General features: G+C 59.0%; 14 protein-coding genes. 9 read left to right on the top strand and 5 right to left on the bottom strand.

Features of this window, described 5'->3' with window-relative positions:
• Positions 1 to 136: 136 nt before the first annotated feature.
• From HY308_17440 to HY308_17425, 4 genes are read right to left on the bottom strand one after another with little or no spacing between them, the layout of a single operon-like run.
• Positions 137 to 700 carry a hypothetical protein gene (locus HY308_17440; GenBank protein ID MBI3900055.1) on the bottom strand — a complete coding sequence of 188 codons (564 nt, stop codon included), beginning with the start codon at positions 698 to 700 and terminating at the stop codon, positions 137 to 139.
• Positions 693 to 3,644, bottom strand: coding sequence for a sarcosine oxidase subunit alpha family protein (locus HY308_17435; GenBank protein MBI3900054.1), 2,952 nt, complete (start codon positions 3,642 to 3,644; stop codon positions 693 to 695). Before HY308_17435 ends, HY308_17440 begins: the two co-directional genes overlap by 8 nt.
• On the bottom strand, positions 3,641 to 3,916 hold the full coding sequence (locus HY308_17430) for a sarcosine oxidase subunit delta (protein ID MBI3900053.1): 276 nt from the start codon (positions 3,914 to 3,916) through the stop codon (positions 3,641 to 3,643). Before HY308_17430 ends, HY308_17435 begins: the two co-directional genes overlap by 4 nt.
• Before the next feature lie 8 nt (positions 3,917 to 3,924).
• Positions 3,925 to 5,178, bottom strand: a complete 1,254-nt coding sequence (locus tag HY308_17425) for a sarcosine oxidase subunit beta family protein (protein ID MBI3900052.1) — start codon at positions 5,176 to 5,178, stop codon at positions 3,925 to 3,927.
• Between the two features lie 294 nt (positions 5,179 to 5,472).
• On the opposite strand from HY308_17425, the gene HY308_17420 reads away from it, so the two are divergent.
• The 4 genes from HY308_17420 (at position 5,473) to HY308_17405 (ending at position 11,120) form a co-directional block, all read left to right on the top strand.
• Entirely contained in the window at positions 5,473 to 7,116 is a 1,644-nt protein-coding gene (locus HY308_17420; protein ID MBI3900051.1) for an ABC transporter substrate-binding protein, read from the top strand.
• 121 nt (positions 7,117 to 7,237) lie between these two features.
• Positions 7,238 to 8,197, top strand: coding sequence for an ABC transporter permease (locus HY308_17415; protein MBI3900050.1), 960 nt, complete (start codon positions 7,238 to 7,240; stop codon positions 8,195 to 8,197).
• The gene (locus HY308_17410; protein MBI3900049.1) at positions 8,194 to 9,063 is read left to right on the top strand and encodes an ABC transporter permease; all 870 of its coding nucleotides are present in this window, start codon (positions 8,194 to 8,196) and stop codon (positions 9,061 to 9,063) included. The genes HY308_17415 and HY308_17410 overlap by 4 nt, the downstream gene beginning before the upstream one ends.
• Positions 9,060 to 11,120 carry an ABC transporter ATP-binding protein gene (locus HY308_17405; GenBank protein ID MBI3900048.1) on the top strand — a complete coding sequence of 687 codons (2,061 nt, stop codon included), beginning with the start codon at positions 9,060 to 9,062 and terminating at the stop codon, positions 11,118 to 11,120. The genes HY308_17410 and HY308_17405 overlap by 4 nt, the downstream gene beginning before the upstream one ends.
• A gap of 61 nt (positions 11,121 to 11,181) precedes the next feature.
• Here the strand turns inward: HY308_17405 and HY308_17400 are convergent, their stop codons facing one another.
• The gene (locus tag HY308_17400; protein ID MBI3900047.1) at positions 11,182 to 11,340 is read right to left on the bottom strand and encodes a hypothetical protein; all 159 of its coding nucleotides are present in this window, start codon (positions 11,338 to 11,340) and stop codon (positions 11,182 to 11,184) included.
• Between the two features lie 58 nt (positions 11,341 to 11,398).
• On the opposite strand from HY308_17400, the gene HY308_17395 reads away from it, so the two are divergent.
• The 5 genes from HY308_17395 to HY308_17375 all read left to right on the top strand — a co-directional run bounded on the left by HY308_17395 (position 11,399) and on the right by HY308_17375 (position 18,719).
• On the top strand, positions 11,399 to 12,958 hold the full coding sequence (locus HY308_17395) for a trimethylamine methyltransferase family protein (GenBank protein ID MBI3900046.1): 1,560 nt from the start codon (positions 11,399 to 11,401) through the stop codon (positions 12,956 to 12,958).
• A 112-nt stretch (positions 12,959 to 13,070) separates the two neighbouring features.
• Positions 13,071 to 15,503, top strand: a complete 2,433-nt coding sequence (locus tag HY308_17390; GenBank protein MBI3900045.1) for a GcvT family protein — start codon at positions 13,071 to 13,073, stop codon at positions 15,501 to 15,503.
• Positions 15,504 to 15,537: 34 nt separating this feature from the next.
• The gene (locus HY308_17385; protein MBI3900044.1) at positions 15,538 to 15,942 is read left to right on the top strand and encodes a cupin domain-containing protein; all 405 of its coding nucleotides are present in this window, start codon (positions 15,538 to 15,540) and stop codon (positions 15,940 to 15,942) included.
• Positions 15,943 to 16,093: 151 nt separating this feature from the next.
• The gene (locus HY308_17380) at positions 16,094 to 17,527 is read left to right on the top strand and encodes a threonine synthase (GenBank protein ID MBI3900043.1); all 1,434 of its coding nucleotides are present in this window, start codon (positions 16,094 to 16,096) and stop codon (positions 17,525 to 17,527) included.
• A complete protein-coding gene (locus HY308_17375; protein MBI3900042.1) occupies positions 17,520 to 18,719 on the top strand; it encodes a glycine C-acetyltransferase in 1,200 nt (399 codons plus the stop codon). The genes HY308_17380 and HY308_17375 overlap by 8 nt, the downstream gene beginning before the upstream one ends.
• Positions 18,720 to 18,751 lie beyond the last annotated feature (32 nt).

The raw sequence follows: 18,751 nt of genomic DNA, 5'->3' as shown, positions 1-18,751 counted from the left end.
GGTGGCCTATCGGCACCAGCGGGGCGCATTACCTGAACAGATAGGCAAAAGCATTCACGACGGATGGATTTTCTTCCCCATTTCCCGCGGCTAAAAATACCCCGACTTATTCCAGTCCATGCATGATTAGCGCTAACTAAACTCCGCCGGCTGACATAACCAGCCAATGCCAGAACGCGCACGCATATCCAGACGGCACAATCAAATCATACGAAGGCGCGTCGTCAACGCGATGGATCAGCGTGGATACTTCGGCAATAGAAGTTTGTGCGCAAGAATCCGTAGCGAATATTTCGCCGTCCAAATCTAGGCGGCAACCTTTACTCAACACAGTCCGCGCTTTCGGACCGGACAATCGCAACACCACTCGCGCATGACTTTGATCGCTGACGTAGGCGAGCCCGTCTACGCGTGTATTGATCTCGTGCATCAGACTTTTGCCGTTACTCGTGAGTAACATCCAATAACCCGGCGCGAGCGGCAACGCGGTAAAACGATAATCGAGTGTCACGCGTCCCGGCGTCGCCGATATTCCCAACGCGTTGGCGACGGCATCGCTCTGGTAACGGCGCGCTAACACTTGCCAGGTTTCGATATCGCAACGCTCCGCGATCGTTACGCCCGACGATGCCGGCCTGTTTCCGGGGCCGGCGGACTCATCGATACCGTGCAACGGATAGGTGCGCGTTAACTCACGCATGCAAACGCCTCCCGTCCTGATCGATAAAGCAAGGCTCGACGATTTCTACCGGTGTTGCTTCATGGTGAAGCGGAGAGCTTGCATACAAGTGTTCACCGATGCGTGCCCTGCTATCGGCAACCAGCGCTAGACCAATCCACCGCTTCAACGTGGGACTAAATGCAACTGATGTTACGTGGCCCAACGAGGGTTGCGTCGACAACGCGGCGCTCGCCGTCGTAGGCAATGTGATCTGCGCGCCCGATCGCAAACGCACGGTCGCATCGACCGCTTTAATACCGACCAGCGCGGGTCGTATTGGGTCGACCAGCCCAGGGCGTTTCGCCAGCATACGGCCGATGAAGTCTTTCCTGTCGTTCATCATCCGCGCAAAACCGAGATCGGCAGCGGTCGTGCGGCCGTCGATCTCGGCGCCGGTCACATGGCCCTTCTCGATGCGCAACACATTGAGCGCTTCCAGGCCATAGGGAACGAGTCCGAGATCGGCGCCGGTCGCCATCAACCGCTCCCACACGGCTTGACCGAAACCCCAGGGTGTATTGATCTCATAAGCCAACTCACCGGAAAAACTGATTCGGAAAACTCGTACCGGCACATTATCGATCATGGTTTTGACGACGCCCATGAATGGCAACGCTTCATTAGAAACATCAGTACTGACCACACGTGCCAAGACACGGCGTGCCCGTGGCCCGGCCAATGACATTGCCGCCCATTGCTCGGTCACGGAGCAGAACGCGACGTCGAGATCCGGCCACACGCATTGGTGGCAATACTCCATGTGCGCCAACACCGCGCCGGCGTTGGCCGTCGTTGTGGTGATAAAAAAGTGTTCATCGCCCAACCGTGTTACGGTGCCGTCGTCGAACACAAAGCCATCTTCGCGCAACATTAATCCGTAACGCGCTTTGTTAACGGCGAGTGTGGACCAACCGTTAACGTACAAGCGGTTTAAAAATTCAACAGCGTCCGGCCCGAACAACTCGATCTTGCCGAGCGTCGACACATCGCACAGCCCGGCGGTCGTGCGTACCGCCGTCGTTTCGCGATCGATCGTTTGTTGCGGTGTCTCACCGGGCCGCGGGTAGTAACCGGCGCGCAACCAATGCCCTACTTGTATGAATACGGCACCGGCGCGCTCGTGCCATTGCTGCATCGCGGTGCGCCGGATCGGCAAGAAGTCGTGACCACGTCGGTGACCGGCGAAGCTGCCAATCGCAACCGGCGTATACGGCGGTCGATACGTTACCGGGCCCATTGCCGAGATCGCTTTGCCCTGCACTTGCGCGAGAATGCCGAGCGCATTGATGTTGGAGGTCTTACCTTGATCGGTCGCCATGCCGAGCGTGGTGTAACGCTTCGCATGCTCGGGCGATACATAGCCTTCGCGCGCGGCCAATTCGAGGTCGGCGAGCGTGACGTCGTTTTGAAAATCGACGAATGCTTTGCCGTTCGCCGCCACCGACCACAACGGTTGCGGCGGTTGCGCGTCGCCGTAACCGGCCAACGGCCGCGCTGCCGACACATAGCCGCTGCCAGCACCTTCGCCATCGAGCAAACAATCCGCCAATGCATACACGCCGCGCGCGGCACCCACGACATGCACTTGCGGCAGATCGGCGCTGGGAACGTAGCCGACCGCCGGTTCCGACCAAGTAGGTTTCGCACCTTGCTGACTCGCCAGATGTACGACCGGATTGAAACCGCCCGACATCGCCAGGCAATCGCAGGCAACACGCCCGGCCGGCTGACCGGCCGACGTCATCAGCTCCAACGCCCGCACGCGTCGACCACCGACGGCGCGTTTTGGCAAGGTCGAGGTACGCACGTCTATGCCAGCGGCGCGGGCAACATCGGCAATCATTCCAGATCGCTGGCGCGTATCGACGATCAGCGGCGTGGCGATACCGGCAACCGTTAAGTCGATGGCGGTTTGATAGGCATCATCATTATTAGTCACGACGACAACACGACGCCCGACGGCAACGGCGAAACGATTGGCATAAGCACGTACCGCCGAGGCCAACATCACGCCCGGTAAATCGTTACCCGGGAACACCAACGGTCGCTCATGCGCGCCAGTCGCAATCACGGTGCGCTGCGCTCGTATTGTCCAGCGCCGTTGACGCGGTTGTCCGGGCAGCGGCTGCGACACGTGATCGGCAACGCGTTCGACCGCACCGTAAACGTTGTGATCGTAGGCACCGAAGACTGTCGTCCGCCGGAGTACGCACAAGTTCGGAAAGCGACTGAACGCCTGTACCTTATGTGCCAACCAATCAACGGCAGGTTTTCCATCGACGAGATCACGTTCGTACAGCAGGCGCCCGCCCAGTGACGCATTTTCATCACACAGCAGCACACGCACACCCTGGCGTGCAGCATTCAGCGCCGCCGCGATTCCAGCCGGTCCGGCACCGACAACGAGCACATCGCAATGACGATGGCAGGATTCGTAGCTATCGGCATCGGCTTCACGAGCTGCCCGACCGAGGCCGGCAGCACGGCGAATCAATCGTTCGTAGACCGGTTCCCAGAATGACGCCGGCCACATGAACGTTTTGTAATAGAAACCGGCGACCAGCAACGGCGCTGCCAATACGTTCAGCGACAACAGATCAAACCGCAAGCTCGGCCAACGATTTTGACTGCTCGCGTCGAGACCGTGATAAAGCTCGATCGTCGTCGCGCGTGTATTCGGTTCACGGCGGGCGTTGCGCCGCAGCTCCACGAGCGCATTCGGCTCTTCCGAACCGCAGGTGAGTACGCCGCGGGCGCAGTGATACTTGAAACTACGACCCACGAGATGAATGCCGTTGGCGAGCAGTGCCGATGCCAATGTGTCGCCGCGGTAACCGGTATAGCGACGACCGTCGAACTGAAACGAAACCGGATGGTCGCGCTGAATCGCACCGCCGGTTGACAAACGAAAGGGTTGTGTCATGCGGACGGGGTTTCCAACGCATCACTGGGCCAACCGGTCGCCGCAATCGCGTGCGTCAGCGTGTGCCGCACGACCTTGACCATGCGCCGGCAACCCGACAAATGATGCCAATACTCTTGTTGCCAACCTTTAGGGTTAGTGCGCGTATACACGTACTCGTAGAACATATCCGCGGATGCGTCCGCCGGCGGGCGCTTGATCGTGGCATCGCCGCGGTACTGAAACTCGGTCTCATCGCGGACACCACACCACGGACAACGAATCTGAAGCATGCCGACTCCTAATGCGCCCAGGGATACGGGCCGGCACCCTTTTCGTTCAACAACCGGCCATCGCGAAAACGTTCCATCGTGAACGGCGCATTGAGTGGATGCGGTTCGTCCTTGGCGATCGTGTGCGCAAAGCACCAACCGGAACCTGGGATCGCTTTGAAACCGCCGTAACACCAACCGCCGTTTAAATAGAGGCCGCCAACCGGCGTCTTACAAATAAGCGGACTACCGTCCATGGTCATGTCCATGACACCGCCCCACTGGCGTAACACGCGCAAGCGGCCAAGACATGGGATCAGCGACATCGCGCTCGACAGCGTCTCTTCGAAGAAGCTGCCAAGACTGCCGCGTTGCGAATAACTGTTGTAGCCGTCGAGGTCGCCGCCGAATACGAGCCCGCCCTTGTCGGATTGACTGATGTAAAAATGCGCCGCACCGAAAGTAACAACGGTGTCGATCAATGGCTTGATGCCTTCGGTGACGAACGCCTGCAACAAATGACTTTCGATCGGCAACGATAATCCGGCCATCTGCGCCACTGCCGATGTGTGACCGGCAACCGCAATGGCGATTTTGCGAGCCTTAATTCGTCCGCGTGTCGTTTGCACCGCTACCGCGCGACCGCCGCTGTGCTCGATATTCGTGACTTCGCAGTTTTGAAGGATGTCGACACCGCGCTGATCGGCGGCTCGCGCATAGCCCCAAACGACGGCATCGTGACGCGCGGTACCGCCACGACGCTGCAGCAACCCCCCCAAAATTGGAAACCGTCCGTGGTCGAAATCGAGTATCGGCACCATCTGCTGTACCTGCCGCTGCTCGAGCAATTCGGCGTCGACACCGGCAAGGCGCAATGCATTACCGCGGCGGACGGCGGCATCGCGCTGGCCGTCGGTATGAAACAAATTGAGCACCCCGCGTTGACTCAGCATCACGTTGAAATTGAGCTCCTGCGACAACGATTCCCAACGTTTCAACGAATGCTCATAAAACCGAATGTTTTCCGGCAGCAAGTAATTCGAGCGCACCAGCGTCGTATTACGACCGACGTTGCCGCCGCCGATCCAGCCTTTTTCCAGGACGGCGACGTTCCGTATGCCATGCTCCTTGGCAAGATAATAAGCAGTCGCCAGGCCGTGCCCGCCGCCGCCGATAATGACGACGTCGTATTCGGACTTCGGTTCGGGGTCGCGCCAGGCGCGCGGCCAACACCGGTGTCCATAAAATGCCGACTTGGCTAGGGACAGCAGGGAGTATTTCAACGGAGATGAGCGCCGGTGCCTTCAATCACGCGAGCTTAATAACGGCACTCGTGCCCGACCAACTCAAATTTCAGATCATTCCATCTAAAAAAGACATGCAGATAATCACCCCTGCGAGAATCACTATATTAGATAGCGCTATCGAATAATTGTGTTATGAGATTTCGAGATATTCGCTCAGCATTTTGTCCAGGGGTCGGCGCGGCGTAGATTTGTGTCTGCCGGAATGACCGATCGGAAGGGTTCGTCGTCAAGTCATAACTAACGTACTAACCAAGCATTAGGAGGCAATCCGTGCATAAGAAAGACCCGATCCTGGAACAGCTCCGCCATCAAAGCAACGACATCGAAAACAGCTTGATCGATGACTATCTCGCCGGCCACCTTACGCGGCGCCAGTTGTTGCGCCACGCAAGTGTTCTCGGCATGACCTCGCTCGTCGGTGGTATCGGCGTCGCCCTGAGTCCGACTGCTGCTCGCGCCGCTACCAGTAGCACCTTGCGCGTTGCCTCGACAGCGCCGACCGCCACGATCGATCCGATCAAAGTATCAGACACCGGGGGTTTGGTGTTGCTGTGCCAGACCGGCGAGTTCTTGGTGAACTCGGGAGGCGACTTGTTACTGACGCCGGTGCTTGCGACCAGCTGGAAGCCCAGCACCGACGGCAAGGTGTGGACCTTCAAGCTCCGCAAAGGCGTTAAGTTTCACAACGGCAAGGCCATGACCGCCAATGATGTCGTTGCCACTTTCGATCGCTTGACCGATCCGGCGAACGCCTCCAGCGCTCTGTCCGTTTTCAAAGACGTGCTCAGCAAAGGCAGCGTGCGCAAAGTTGACGATTTCACCGTTGAGTTCCAGCTCGACGCCGCTAACGGTAACTTCCCCTACCTAGTCTCGTCCGACAACTATAACTCCATCATTTTGCCGGCCGACTATGCCGGCGACTTCGAGAAAAATTTCATCGGTACCGGCCCGTTCAAGCTCGAAAAATATACGCCGAAAGTCGGTGTATCGTTTGTACGTAATCCTGATTATTGGGGCATGAAGGCGCTTGTCGAACGCGTCGAATTTAGTTTTTTCGACAACGCGCAAGCGCAGATCCTCGCGTTTCAAGGGCGGCGAGTCGACGTCATCCAGCAGATCTCGGTGTTAAAGGCACGTGGTCTCCTGAAGGATCCCGACGTCAATCTCATTCGCCTGAAGTCGAGCGCACATTCGCAAGTCCACATGCGCACCGACATGGCACCATTCACCGATAAGCGCGTGCGTCAGGCACTGGCGCTTTGCTTGAATCGCCCAAAAATAATTCAAGGGCTGTTCCAGAACCTGGCGAGCCTCGGCAACGACAGCCCATTTGCACCAGCATTCCCATCGACCGATACTTCCGTACCGCAACGCGCGGAAAACATTCAGAAGGCTAAACAGCTGATGGCGGCAGCAGGCGCAAAAGATGGATTCAATGTAACGCTGACCACCGAAAAGTATCTAGAGATTCCCGAATACGCGGTACTGATCCAAAACGCCGCCAAGAAAATTGGTATCAACATCACGCTCAACGTTAAAGATCAGAGCGCTTACTACGGTAAGGCCGTTTACGGCGAATCCGACTGGCTCGATTCGGTTTTAGGAATTACCGACTACGGACATCGTGGTGTTCCCAACGTTGTTTTGGGCGCGCCGCTCAAAAGCGACGGCACCTGGAACTCGGCGCACTTCAAGAACAAGGAATACGATCGGCTGGTCACCAATTACGTCGCTGCGCTCGATACATCGTCACAACGCACCGCCGCAGGTGAAATTCAGCGGCTATTATTGGACGAGACGCCGGCCATCTTCGGTTACTTCTACGATTTCCTCGCGGTAACGGCGAAGAATGTGGTCGGGGTAAAACCGACGGCGATGTCGCATTTATTCCTGGGGCAAGCGAGGTTTACCTAACGCGTTTCGTTAACGCTAATCAAATCACGTGGGGCAGACTCATCCGCTGCTTCTTCGATTCGTCAGGGAAGACGGGTAAGTATGTCCCACGTCTACTGGATTCATTCGCGAGTCGAACACTGTGATCAACTTTCGCCCCCTGCTAAAGCGCTTGTCGCTGTCGGCTGTGTCGCTGTGGTTGTTGAGCATTCTTATCTTCGTCGGCGGTCAACTGCTTCCGGGCGATGTCGCCCGTACTATTCTCGGCCCGCTGGCCGATGCGCGCGCCGTCGAAGCGCTTAATCATGAGCTCGGTACCGATCGACCACTGCTCGTGCAGTATGTGGAGTGGACCCGTCACTTCATCATCGGCGACCTGGGCACATCCCTTACCTTCCGCGCACCGGTGGCACCGTTTATTACTGCGGCGCTCTTCAACTCGCTAAAACTGGCAGCGCTTGCCTTCATGATTGTCGTACCGCTGGGTGTCGGCGGCGGCGTATGGGCGGCGTTGCACGTCGGCCGCCTGCTCGACCGAATCATTAGCATTGCCGGACTGGCCGCTACCGTCATTCCCGAATTCGTCTCTGGCATCGTCTTCATTTTGATCTTTGGCGTGTGGCTCGATTGGTTTCCGGTCAGCGCCACCGCACCGCCGGATGCCGGAACGCTCGAAGTGATCTACTACCTGATTCTGCCGTCGCTGCCACTCGTACTGGTACTGTTCGGCTACATCGCCCGCATGGCGCGTGCCGGCACCGTCGAGGCGTTAGACGCCGACTACACTCGCACGGCAGTGCTCAAAGGCTTGCCGTGGCGGCTAGTGATCTATCGGCACGTGCTACGCAACGCGCTGTTACCGACCATCACCGTAATCGCCACGCAGATTGGCTATCTCATCGGCGGTCTCATGATCGTCGAGGTGCTGTTTCACTACCAAGGAATCGGCGGTCTGATCTACACCGCCGCGCGCGGCAAGGACTTCCCCATGCTGGAGGCAGGCATCCTGACCATCGGCATCATCTATACATTCGCAACGTTGGTGGCCGACATGCTCTACTCATTGCTCAATCCACGCATCCGCTTTGGAGCAATCGATTGAGCGCGCCGCTTGATCGCTTGCCGGTGACCCGCCCCGTTAGCGTTCGCCGCGACCGCCTGCGCCTGCTGCTGCGTTCAGGTACGTTTCTGTCGGGCTTCGTTATCGTCAGCTTTTGGGTCGTGTGTGCGCTCTTTGGCCAAGCATTGGCACCGATCGACCCATACGCCGACGACCTATTAAACGCGCTCACCGCGCCGTCGTCGGAACATTGGTTCGGTACCGATTCCCTCGGACGTGACGTGTTTTCGCGCGTCATTGTCGGCGCCCGCGACATTCTCACAGTCGCGCTGCTGGCGACGGCGTTGGGCACCGCGCTGGGAACAACACTCGGCCTCGTGGCCGGCTACTTCCGCGGCATCATCGACGACGTACTCGGCCGTGTCATCGAGGCACTAATGGCGTTGCCGCTGGCTATCACGGCGATGCTCGGGCTGGTGGCGATGGGAACGTCTATCACGACGCTGATTGTCGTCATCGGCGTTGTCTTCGCACCGATCATCGCCCGCACCGTACGCGCTGCCGTCCTGTCGGAACGAACGCTCGATTACGTCGCGATAGCGCAGCTGCGCGGCGAGCGCGCGATTTACATCATGTTCGCGGAAATCTTGCCAAACATCATCGCACCGCTGCTGGTCGAATTTACCGTTCGCCTGGGCTACGCCATCTTCACCCTTGCCGTCTTGAGTTTTCTTTACTTTGGTATTCAACCGCCGTCGCCGGATTGGGGTCTCGCCATCGCCGACAACTACGGGCTAATCGGCAGTGGTTTTTGGTGGACCGTGCTGTTCAACGCGCTCGCGATCGGTTCGCTGGTGATCGGCATCAATCTGCTGGCCGACGGTATTCAACAGGCGTACGAAGCATGAATAGCGCTGCCATTCCATTAACCGCGACCGTTAAAACGGACGCGCTCGTCGTCGAAAACCTCGATCTGGCGTATCGCGTGCGTGGGCGCGAGCGCCAAGTATTGCGCGATGTGAGCTTTCGCATCGGCCGCGGCGAGTCCTTCGGGCTAGTCGGCGAGTCAGGTTGCGGCAAGTCGACCGTCGCGTTTGCGGCGGTGCGCTATCTCCCGCGCAATGGTCGGGTACGCGGTGGCCGCATCCTCATCGACGGCCGCGATATCTTGTCGTTCGGCGATACCGAGTTGCGCAAGTTACGGACGTCGTCGGTGGCGATGGTCTACCAAGATTCGGCGCGCGCGCTTAATCCGTCGATCCGCATCGGTCGTCAAGTCGCCGAGGTGTTCGAAATCGCCGGCGCGTCACGCGCACAGGCGCTGGAGCGCACTACGGCAATTTTGGCCAAAGTCCGGATTGTCGACCCTGCGCGAGTGATGGAACGCTATCCGCATCAACTCTCCGGCGGCATGCAACAACGCGTGGCGATCGCCATGGCCATCGCCAACAAACCGAAGCTGCTCATTCTCGACGAGCCGACGACGGGTCTCGACGCCACTGTCGAAGCGGAAATCCTCGAGCTCATCGCCGAGCTGCGGCTCGAGTTCGGCACATCGACGCTGTTCATTAGTCACAACCTCGCGCTCATCACGCAGATGTGCGATCGCGTCGGTGTGCTCTATGCCGGCAAGCTGGTCGAGGAAGGAACGACGCGCGATGTTTTTCATAATCCGCGCCACCCCTACACCGCCGGCCTGTTGCGCTGCCTGCCGCAAGGCGGGCGCCGCAAGAACCGCGGCCGACTAGATGTCATCCCTGGCTTCTTACCGACGCTCGGCGCCGTGATCCACGGCTGCGTGTTCGCCGATCGCTGCCCACTGGCGACCGAGCAATGCCGCAGCATCGAACCGCCGCTTTATGCACTGGCCAACGACCATACTAGTCGTTGCCATTATCACGAGATGGCATCGTCGACGCCGCCCGCCATCGCCGAGCAGACTTTGCGCCACACCGTCATCGACCGGCGGCAATCGCCGATTCTCGTCGCCCAACAAATCAACAAGACCTTCACCCTTGGCGAACACAAGGTTCGCGCGTTGCACGACGTCTCGCTCTCGCTCTGGCCGGGCGAGACGCTGGGTCTGGTCGGCGAATCGGGCAGCGGCAAAACGACGTTAGCCAGGGTCCTGCTCGGACTGACGTCGCCGGATGACGGCAGCGTACTCACACTCGACGGCGCATCATTACCGGCGCGCGCGGTAAAACGCGCGCAAGCCCAACTAAAAGCGATTCAAATCGTTTTCCAAAACCCAGACTCGGCACTCAATCGTTCGCATACCGTCAGTCGCCTCATCGGCCGCGCGCTCAAAAAACTCGCCGGCCTGTCAGGCCAAGCGCGCCGCGAGCGATTACTCGAGCTAACTCGTGCGGTGCGCCTGACCGAACTGCATTTGTCCACGCGCCCTAAACAACTGTCGGGCGGCCTCAAGCAACGCGTAGCCATCGCCCGCGCATTCGCCGGCGATCCGCGGCTGGTCGTCTGTGATGAGCCGACGTCGGCACTCGATGTGTCGGTGCAGGCAGCGATTCTCAATTTGCTAGCCGACCTGCAAGCCGAGCGACGCGTCAGCTATGTGTTCATCTCGCACGACCTCGGTGTCGTGCGTTATCTCGCCGACCGTATCGCCGTGCTTTATCTCGGTCGACTGATGGAGCTAGGACCGGCGGAACGCGTCATGGACGGGCCGCATCACCCCTATACCGAGGCGCTGTTGTCGGCCGTGCCGTCTATACGCGACGGCGTACAGCAGCGCATTCGCTTGCAGGGCGAAATCCCGAGCGCGATCAACCCACCGTCCGGATGCGTGTTTCACACACGCTGCCCGCGCAAACTCGGCGCGGTGTGCGAGCAACAGGAACCACCGATGACGCGCGATGACGAGGATCACGAGATCCGTTGCCATATTCCCGTGGCCGAATTGGCGAGGCTGCAAAAAAAATCGAGAGCGGCTAAGCACGGCTAGAACGCCGAACCGTCTCGACTCAACAACCACCGGCTAAAGCCGGTGGGTTTAAGCTTACGAACTAAAAGTCCGGACACGCGTCGACTGAACGACGCGTTTCGTTTTGCTCCTCCCCCTTCAGGGGGGAGGAGCAATGCGCGCCAGCATTTTTCTCACGAATCGCAATATCCGATAACGCCATCGAATAATTCTGTTGGGCGATCCCGCCTTCTTCGCTCATGCTTTCTTCGATAGGCGCTCAGCTGTACTCACGGAGCGCCGTTATCGAGAGCAACGCCATGCCAACTGAAGAATCCGCCGCGGCCGACATCGGCAATCGCCGCGGCCGCACCGGACGTAAAACACGCAGCGCGGCGGTCCAGCAAAAGCCGTTTCGCCAACCTTGTCGCCGCATGGCGCCGATCCCGTTGGTATCGGCCGATGAGATCGAAGCGATTCACGACACGTCGCTGACGATCCTCGAAGAAATCGGTATCGACTTTCTGAATGACGAAGCTCGCGCGACTCTCAAGCACGCCGGTGCTGAGGTCACTACCGGATCAAACCGCGTGCGTCTCGATCGCAATTTAATTCTCGAGGCGATCCGTACTTGCCCGCCCGAATTCACACTGCATGCGCGCAACCCGGCCCACAATCTGCGCATCGGCGGCAACTGGGTGACGTTCCCGACGGTGGCGAGCGCACCGAATTGTCAGGATCTCGACAACGGCCGGCGTCCGGGAAATCAGCAGGACTTCCGCAACTTTGTCCGGTTAGCGCAAATTTTCAATATCGTGCATTTGAGCGGCGGCTACCCGGTCGAGCCGGTCGACTTGCATGCGTCGATACGTCATCTCGATTGCTTAGCGGATTTTGTGAAACTGACGGACAAGGCGTTTCACGCCTATTCGCTCGGCCGCGATCGTAATCTCGACGGCATTGAAATTGCGCGCATCGGTCGTGGCATCTCGAACGAGCAGCTGGAACGTGAACCGTCGCTGTTCACCATCATTAATTCGAGCTCACCCTTGCGACTCGATGATCCCATGTTGCAGGGCATCATCGAAATGTCGAGTCGCAACCAAATCGTCGTACTCACACCGTTTACGCTCGCCGGCGCCATGGCGCCGGTCACGATCGCCGGCGCGCTGGCACAACAAAATGCCGAGGCACTCGCCGGCATCGCCTTCACGCAACTCGTACGGCCCGGGGCGCCGGTGGTATACGGCGGATTCACGTCGAACGTTGACATGAAATCGGGCGCACCCGCCTTCGGCACGCCCGAGTACATGAAGGCGGCGGTGGTCGGCGGTCAGCTTGCGCGTCGCTACCACCTGCCCTATCGGACGTCAAACGTCTGCGCGGCCAATACCGTCGACGCGCAAGCGGCGTACGAGTCGGTGTTTTCGTTGTGGGGCGCGATTATGGGCGGCGGCAATCTCATTATGCACAGCGCCGGCTGGCTCGAAGGCGGTCTATCGGCGTCGTTCGAAAAAATGATCCTCGATGTCGATCTCCTACAAATGGTCGCGGAGTTTCTCGACCCGTTGGTAATCGATAACGACAGTCTCGCCTTAGACGCCGTCCGCGAAGTCGGCCCGGGCGGACACTATTTCGGCGCCGCGCACACGCGATCGCGCTATCGCGATGCGTTCTATGCACCGCTGCTTTCCGATTGGCGCAACTACGAATCGTGGCGCGAGGCCGGTAGTCCGACGGCGATGCAAAAGGCCAATCGTGTATGGAAAGAAGCGCTCGCCACCTACGAAAAACCGGCGATCGATCCAGCGGTCAGCGACGAGCTCGACGCGTTTGTCGCAAGACGCAAACAGGAAGGCGGTGTCAAAACGGACTTTTAGTAGCCGATGATGAGTCAAGCGCCCCTTTGCCTCACCGCTACGCGTCGATCGTCCTAGACGAGCGGCGTAGGTAGCGGTGAGGTTCTTTTTAAAAATCTCCAGGAAAACGTTCGTGAAGACAAATGCACAAGTAGTCATCATCGGCGGCGGTGTCGTCGGTTGCAGCGTGTTGTATCACCTGACCAAGCTTGGCTGGCGCGACGTCGTGTTACTCGAACGTGCCGAGCTGACCTCGGGCTCTACCTGGCATGCGGCCGGCGGCTTTCACACCCTCAACGGGGATCCCAATGTCGCCAAGCTGCAGAGCTACACCGTCGACCTCTACAAAGAGATCGAAAAAATTTCCGGCCAATCGTGCGGACTGCATTTGACCGGCGGTCTCATGCTTGCCGGTACGCCGGAACGCATGGACTTCCTGCGCATGGCACACGCCAAGGGCCGCTACCTCGGCATGGATACCGAGCTCGTCAGTCCAAGTGAGGCCAGAAAATTAATGCCGCTGCTCGACGAAAAGCATTTCGTCGGCGCCATGTACGACCCGAATGAAGGTCACCTCGATCCATCGGGCACGACCCACGCCTATGCCAAAGCGGCCCGCCTCCAGGGTGCCGAGATCTATCGCTTCACCCGCGTCACGAATTTGACACAACGACCCGATGGCAGCTGGAACGTCATCACCGACAAAGGCGAGATTCACGCCGAACATGTCGTCAACGCCGGCGGCCTGTGGGCGCGCGAAGTCGGACGCATGGTCGGGCTCGAACTGCCGATCTTGGCGATGGAACACATGTACCTCGTCACCGACGACATGCCCGAGGTCGCCGCCGCCAATAAAGAAACCGGCAAAGAGATCCTGCACACCATCGACTTCGAAGGCGAAATTTATTTGCGCCAAGAGCGTGGCGGCATGCTCATGGGCACGTATGAGAAAGCCGGCAAGCCGTGGTCGGAGCGGAGTACGCCGTGGGATTTTGGGCAGGACCTGTTGCCACCGGATCTCGATCGCATCGCGCCATCGCTCGAAATCGGCTTCCGGCACTTCCCGGCGTTTCAAACGGCCGGCATCAAGAAAATCGTCAACGGCCCGTTCACGTTCTGCCCCGACGGCAATCCCGTGGTCGGTCCGGTACGCGGCCTGCGTAACTACTGGGTCGCCGCCGGCGTCATGGCCGGTTTCAGCCAAGGCGGTGGCGTTGGACTATCGCTCGCCAACTGGATGGTGCATGGCGATCCTGAGTTCGACATCTGGGGCATGGACGTGGCCCGCTTCGGCGACTACGCGACGCTCGCTTATACCAATAGCAAGGTGCGCGAGAACTACGGCCGCCGCTTTCGCATCAGTTTTCCGAACGAAGAGCTGCCCGCCGCCCGGCCACAACGCACGTCGCCGATCTACGACCGACTCAAAGCAGGCAACGCCGTGTTCGGCACCTCTTATGGACTGGAACATGCGCTTTGGTTCGCGCCCGCAGGAACCGCGCCGCAGGAGCAAGTCACGTTCCGCCGCTCGAACGCGTTTCCGGCGGTAGCCGCCGAAGTCGCAGCCGTACGCAACAGCGTCGGCCTGCTCGAAACGACGAACTTCGCTAAATACGAAGTTCGTGGCGCCCGCGCCGAGAGTTGGCTGTCGCATCTCCTGACCGCACGCCTGCCGGCGATCGGCCGCATGACGCTGGCACCGATGCTGAACGAACGCGGCATGCTGATCGGCGACTTCACGGTCGCGCGACTGGCGCAGGATCATTTTTATATTTTTGGCTCGGGTCTCGCCGAGAACTATCACATGCGCTGGTTCCAGGCGCACTTACCCGACAACGGCGTCAGTATTCGTCCGCTCGCCATGGAACTCACCGGCCTCTCCCTCGCCGGACCGCGCGCACGTGATGTGTTGGCGGCGCTGACTGCCGATGACATCTCGAACGAGGCCTTCCGTTTCCTATCGTTCCGCCGGCTCGACGTCGATCGTCTACCGGCGCTGGTCGGCCGCATTAGTTTTACCGGCGAGCTTGGTTACGAGATCTGGGTGAAACCGGATTACCAACGTTTGCTGTTCGATCTATTGCTCGACGTCGGTCAGGCGCACGGCCTGCGCTTGTTCGGCGGCCGCGCGCTCGACAGCTTGCGGTTCGAAAAGAACTTCGGGGTCTGGGCCCGTGAGTACCGTCCGATCTATAACCCGTTCGAAGCCGGGCTCGATCGCTTCGTGCACCTCGACAAAGGCAAATTTATCGGCGGCGACGCCGCCCGCGCCGCTCAAGAAAAAGGCAGCGCGCGCAAATTGGTTACGTTCACCGTCGATGCGCAAGACGCCGACGCCTTCGCCGACGAAGCTATCTGGCACGACGGGCGTGTGGTCGGGTGGGTCACCTCCGGCGCCTATGCACATCACTCGCGCTGCTCGATGGCGCTCGGTTACGTACCGACAGAGCTCGCGTCGATCACTGATCGCGGCGCTTTCGAGATCGAGATCATCGGCAAGCGGCAGGCGGCGACGATTCAGGTCACACCGATATTCGACGCCAGTGGATCGAGAATGCGGAGTTAGACACATTCTGCCAACGAACACATAGGACAAACACATGATGAACGAAAACGGTCGGCATCGAGCTTACGTAGGCAGGAAAAGCGAATGGGCGGCGCGCGTTGCCAACAACGCGCCGTCGGAGTGGTTGGTCGCATTGCACAGCAACGACTGCCTCGTCGAATACTGGGAACCGCGATCGGTCGACAACCAGATGCCGCACGATCGCGATGAGATATACGTGATTGTCGCCGGCGACGGCGTGCTCGAACTGCACGGCGATATACGCCCGGTCGCGGCCGGCGACTTGATATTCGTTCCGGCATCGATGCCGCATTGTTTCGTCCGACACAGTCCGGACCTGGCGATGTGGATTGTCTTTTTTGGTCCACGCAAAACAACGGCGGCGATATCACTAGAACCTATCTCACGAGTAACTTCCGATGTATTCCCCCCAACCTAACCCTCCCCCGCAAAAACGCAGGGGAGGGAATAGAGATGGCTTTGCGCTGTTGAAAACGTCACGAGCACGCCCCCTCCCCCTTTGAGGGATAGGGGAAAGTTGAGGCGAGGTTTCAACAGAGCAAGATGGCTTCTAACAAGGTGACAATCCCATGAAGTACATCAGCACGCGCGGCGGCAGCCCGATAAAGACTTTCACCGATATCCTGCTCGAAGGTCTCGCACCGGATGGCGGCCTCTACCTGCCGATGACCTATCCCCGCGTAACGCCGGATGAGCTTTCGGCGTGGCGCCACGTGAGCTACGCCGATCTCGCGTTTGCCGTCATCGGCAAGTTCATCGACGATATCCCGCCGCGCGATCTCCAAACCTTAATCGCTGCAACTTATAGTACCGAGTGTTTCGCCAGTCACGAGATCACGCCGGTAACAACGCTCGAACCCGGTCTGCATCTGCTGCACCTGTCGAACGGCCCGACGCTCGCGTTCAAAGACATCGCGATGCAGCTGCTCGGCAACCTGTTCACCTACGCGCTCGCCAAGACCGGTGATGAAATCAATATCCTCGGTGCAACTTCCGGCGATACCGGTTCCGCCGCCGAGTACGCCATGCGCGGCAAGGCCGGCGTGCGAGTGTTCATGTTGTCGCCGCAAGAGCGCATGAGCCCGTTCCAGCGGGCGCAGATGTACAGCCTGACTGATCGCAATATTTTCAACATCGCCATCGACGGCACCTTCGACGACTGCCAGGACCTCGTGAAAGCGGTGTCGCACGACGACGATTTCAAACAAACACACCGCATCGGCACGATCAACTCGATCAATTGGGCGCGCTTGCTGGCGCAAGTGGTGTATTACTTCCGAGGCTATCTCGCGCTTACCCGCCACAACGACGAGCAAGTATCATTTGCCGTTCCCAGCGGCAACTTCGGCAACATCTGCGCCGGTCATATCGCCCGCTGCATGGGCTTACCGATCAAACGTCTTGTCGTTGCCACCAACGAAAACGATGTGCTCCATGAATTTTTTCGTCACGGCGTCTACCGGCCGCGCCGGAGTGCCGAAACTTACACTACCTCCAGCCCATCCATGGATATCTCGCGCGCATCCAACTTCGAGCGGTTCGTGTTCGATTTAACCGAACGCGAGCCGACGATAGTACGGCAGCTGTGGTCGAGCTTAGAGAACGGCGGCGCCTTCGATCTTTCCGGTACGCACCACTTCCAGCGCGTCGAGCAGTTCGGTTTCGTTTCCGGCAAGAGCACGCACACTAACCGGCTCGATACCATTCGCCACGCGTGGAACCGTTACAGCATCGAGATAGATCCGCACACCGCCGACGGGCTCAAGGTCGCGCTCGACTATCGCGAGATTGATGTGCGGATGATCTGTCTGGAAACGGCGCAACCGGCAAAGTTCGAGGCAACCATCGAGCAGGCACTAGGGCGCAAGCCGGTTCGTCCCAAAGGTTTCGCCGGGATCGAAAATCAGCCGCAACGGTTCACCGTCATGCCGGCGGACGTCGCCCACGTTAAATCATTCATCAACGCCCATATTGCTCACGCATCAGGATCGGTTCATGCATAACGCCTACCTCTCGCATCTGCGCGATAGCCTCGCGCAGATCAAAGCCGATGGCTTCTATAAAGTTGAACACACGATTCGAAGTCCGCAATCCGCGCGAATCGCCCTCGCCCACACGGCACCCGTTCTCAATTTCTGCGCCAACAATTATCTCGGTTTGGCAAACGATTCGCGCCTTATCGCCGCCGCTAAAGAAAGTCTCGATCAAAATGGTTTCGGGATGGCGTCGGTGCGCTTCATCTGCGGCACGCAGCCCGTGCACCAACAGCTTGAAGCGGCGCTTGCCGAATTCTTACGCGTCGACAGTTGCATTCTGTACTCGAGTTGTTTCGACGCTAACGGCGGTCTGTTCGAGACCCTGCTCGGCGAGGACGATGCCGTCATCAGTGACGAGCTCAATCATGCAAGCATCATCGACGGCGTGCGGCTATGCAAAGCGAAGCGCTTTCGCTACCGCAATAACGACATGGCCGACCTCGAAACCAGACTCAAGGACGCCGACGCCGCCGGTGCGCGCTTCAAGCTCATCGCCACCGACGGTGTTTTTTCTATGGACGGCATCATCGCCGACTTAAAATCGATCTGCGATTTAGCCGATCGCTACCACGCGCTCGTCATGGTCGACGACTCGCATGCCGTCGGCTTCATCGGCGAACACGGCCATGGCACGCCGGAACTATGCGGCGTTGAAGGTCGCATCGATATCATTACCGGTACACTCGGCAAGGCGCTCGGCGGTGCCTCCGGCGGTTACGTCGCTGGCCGCGGCGAGATCGTCGAGCTGTTGCGCCAACGTTCGCGCCCCTATCTGTTCTCGAACACACTCGCGCCAAGCGTCGCCGCCGCATCGCTCACGGCACTACAACTCCTCGCCGCCGATGAAGGCGCCGTGTTACGTCGGCGCCTGCACGAGAACAGCGAAATCTTTCGTCGAGAGATGACGCACCTCGGCTTTCAACTGGTGCCTGGCCGCCATCCCATCATTCCGGTAATGCTCGGTGATGCGTCGTTGGCAACCGACATGGCCGATCGCCTGTTGCAAGAAGGCATCTACGTCATCGGTTTTTCCTACCCGGTCGTGCCGAAAGGAAAAGCGCGCATTCGTGTGCAAATGAGCGCGGCCCATCAGCCGGAACATATCGAACATGCCGTCACCACCTTCGCCAACGTCGGCCGCACGCTCGGCGTGATTTAACGCAACTTTTTTTCGCCGCCGATGCGGTAAAG

The sequence above is a fragment of the Gammaproteobacteria bacterium genome (assembly GCA_016199745.1).
In the GTDB taxonomy this organism is placed as follows: Bacteria; Pseudomonadota; Gammaproteobacteria; order Acidiferrobacterales; family Sulfurifustaceae; genus JACQFZ01.
The sequence above is the reverse complement of the archived record's forward strand: the minus strand, read 5'-3'. Positions and strand labels throughout refer to the sequence as shown.